General features: G+C 75.1%; 3 protein-coding genes. 2 read left to right on the forward strand and 1 reads right to left on the reverse strand.

What is annotated here, in order from left to right:
• Positions 1-535 (forward strand): TetR/AcrR family transcriptional regulator (locus tag J0670_RS34690; RefSeq protein ID WP_207816413.1); only part of this gene is annotated, 535 nt, incomplete at its 5' end.
• A 67-nt stretch (positions 536-602) separates the two neighbouring features.
• Here the strand turns inward: J0670_RS34690 and J0670_RS40100 are convergent.
• On the reverse strand, positions 603-1,691 hold the full coding sequence (locus tag J0670_RS40100; RefSeq protein WP_207816415.1) for a TerD family protein: 1,089 nt from the start codon (positions 1,689-1,691) through the stop codon (positions 603-605).
• Between the two features lie 215 nt (positions 1,692-1,906).
• Here J0670_RS40100 and J0670_RS34700 point away from each other — a divergent pair.
• On the forward strand, positions 1,907-2,896 hold a 990-nt coding region (locus J0670_RS34700), incomplete at its 3' end, for a pyroglutamyl peptidase (RefSeq protein ID WP_207816416.1).

Raw genomic sequence — 2,896 nt, forward strand, 5'->3', positions numbered from 1 at the left:
GGACGCCCTGGTCGAGCGCGGCTTCAGCGGCCTCGACCTCGCCGACCTCGCCCAGCGCGCCGAGGTCGGCCGCACCACCGTCTACCGCCGCTGGGGCAGCACCACCGCCCTGGTCGCCGATCTGCTGGTGGACATGGCCGAGCAGTCCCTGCCGCGCACCTGCAGCGGCTCGCTTGCCGAGGACCTCCGGGCCAACGCCCGGCTGGTCCAGCGCACCCTGGCCGACCCGCGCCAGGGCGCGCTGTTCCGCGCGGTCCTGGTGGCGGCCAACGGCGATCCGGGTACGGCCGAGGCCCTGCGGCGCTTCTACCAGCGCCGGGTCGAGGAGTGGGCGCCGTGCGTCACCGAGGCCGTCGAACGCGGCGAACTCCCGCCGGACACCGATGAGTTCGAGGTGATCCGGGCCGTCTCGGCGCCGCTCTACTACCGGATGCTCACCACCGCCGAGCCGCTCGACGAGGCGGCCGCCGACCGCGCCGCGACCGCCGCCGAGGCCGCCGCCCGAGCCGGGGCGTACCGGCGGCAGGGCTCGTGAAGAACGCCGAACGGCCGCACAACGCGGGTGCGTTGTGCGGCCGTCGAGGTCACGGAACGTGGTCGGCTTAGAAGAAGCCGTCGTCCTCGTAGTAGTTGTTCACGACCACCTCGGGCCCGTCGTCGCTCAGCGCCTCGTTGAGCAGCACGCCGCCCACCAGGCCGGCCGCGCCCGCGCCGATCATCGCGCCGGTTCCGAAGCGGCGGCCCCCCTGCGCCTGCTGCTGGTCGGGCGCCTGCGGGTACCCCTGCTGCTGGACCGGCTGCGGGTAACCGGCCTGCGGGTAACCGGCCTGCGGCGGGGTGTAGAACGGCGGGACGGTGGTCTGCACCCGCTGGGCGCAGGCGGCACAGGTCTCGACCTGGCGCGGCACGCCCCACTGCGGCTGCCACAGCACGACGGCCGAGCCGGGGCCGTGCGAGGGGTCGAAGAAACACGTCACGGGTGAACTCCCTGGTACTGGCTGGGTCTTCGGAACGGGCGGTGCGACCGGCGGCGGCACCGCGGGCACCGCGGGCACGGCGGGGACGGGCGCGGCGGCAGGCGCCGGGGCGGTTGCCGCGGCGGGCGCGGGCTGCAGCACGTCCACGCCGAAGTCGGTGGCGATGCCCGCGAGCCCGGAGGCGTACCCCTGCCCGACGGCGCGGAACTTCCAGTCCGCGCCGTGCCGGTAGAGCTCGCCGAACACCATCGCCGTCTCGCTGCCCGCCTCCGGCGCCACGTCGTAGCGGGCCACCTCGCCGCCGCCGTCCGCGTCGACGAGCCGGATGTACGCGCCGCGGACCTGCCCGAAGGTCTGGCGCCGCTGCGTCGCGTCGTAGATCGCCACCGGGAAGACGATCCGCTGCACGTCGGCGGAGACGTCCGCGAGCCGGACGTCGATCCGCTCGCGGTCCTCGCCGCCGCCGCTGCCGTTGCTGCCGTTGCCGCCACTGCCGCCCTGGTGTCGGACCGAACCGTCCGGGCTCTGCAGGTTGTTGAAGAAGACGAAGTGCTGGTCCGTGAGGACCTTCCCGGAGGCGCCGCAGAGCAGCGCGCTGGCGTCCAGGTCGTACCCGGCGCCCGCCGTCCAGCCGAGGCAGACCCGCACCGTCCGCAGCCCGGGGGCCTGCCGGCCCAGGGAGACGTTGCCGCCCTTCGTCAGGGCCACACTCATGGGGTTTCCTCCACCACCATCCGATTCACGCTGTTCGACCACGACAACGCTGTAGAGATCGCGCCGGTTCCCGCCCGCACCGTCAGAAGCGCATCAGGAGCACATCGGGAGCACGCCAGAGGCGGACCGGGCGTTCCGGCAGGCCGGCGGGGAGGGTGCGGATACGGAGCAGGCACCCTGGCGGGGCGTCAGCCCGCAACCTATTGTCAGGTCACATGACACGCCTTCGCCGCGCCGCTTCCCGCGCCGCCGGACGCGCATCCGGACGCGCATCCGGACGGGCCGCCGCCGTGGCCACCGCGCTCACCGGAACGTTCGCCGCCCTGCTCGCCCCGGCCGCCGCCCACGCGGCGCCAGCCGGCTGCCGGACCGTCACCACCGCGCCCCTGGACGCGGAACAGGCCCGCCTCCAGGACGCCCGGACGGCCGCCTTCACCGAGCGCTCCGGCCTCGACGACCTGCTCCGCGGCTTCCCCGCCGCCCTGTGCGCCGCCCGCAGCGCCCACCGGGCCGAGCGGGTCGTGGACGCCTGGGGCCGGGCGCTCTGGCGGGCCGGCGTGGACCGCGCCCAGGGCCGGCGCCCGAACGGCGAGCTACCCGCCCTCGACGACCGCCCACTGTACTGGACCAGGCTCGCCATGACCGTCCAACTGGCCCGCTGGGAGCCCGGGTTCGACATCGACCACGCCGAGCTGCGGGCCCGCTTCGAGGACGCGTCGCGCGGCCTGGACGACGGCTTCAGCAGCAGCCGGGCGGTACGGCGGATCTTCGTCAGCGGCTTCGACCCGTACGGCCTGGACAGCGAGCCGCGCCGTGCCAACCCCGCCGGCGCGGCCGTCCTGCAACTGCACGGGCGTCGGATCACCCTGGCCGACGGCAGCACCGCCGAGGTACGGGCCGTCGTCCTGCCGGTGCGCTACGGCGACTTCGACGACGGGATCGTGGAACGCGCCTTCGGCCCGCACCTGCGGCCCGGCCGGCAGTCCGCCGACCTGATCACCAGCATCAGCCAGGGCTACCCCGGCAAGTTCACCCTGGAGGCCTGGGCCGGTCGCGCCCGCTCCGCCGACCCGGCCACCGACAACGTGGGCGCGCTCTCCGGCGGCACCACCCGGCACCCGGTCGACGCCCCGGGCCTGGCGGACGGGCCCCAGTTCATCCGCACCACACTGCCCACCGACGCCATGACCGCCGTCCAGCAGCCC

The organism is Streptomyces sp. FH025 (assembly GCF_017427025.1).
In the GTDB taxonomy this organism is placed as follows: Bacteria; Actinomycetota; Actinomycetes; order Streptomycetales; family Streptomycetaceae; genus Kitasatospora.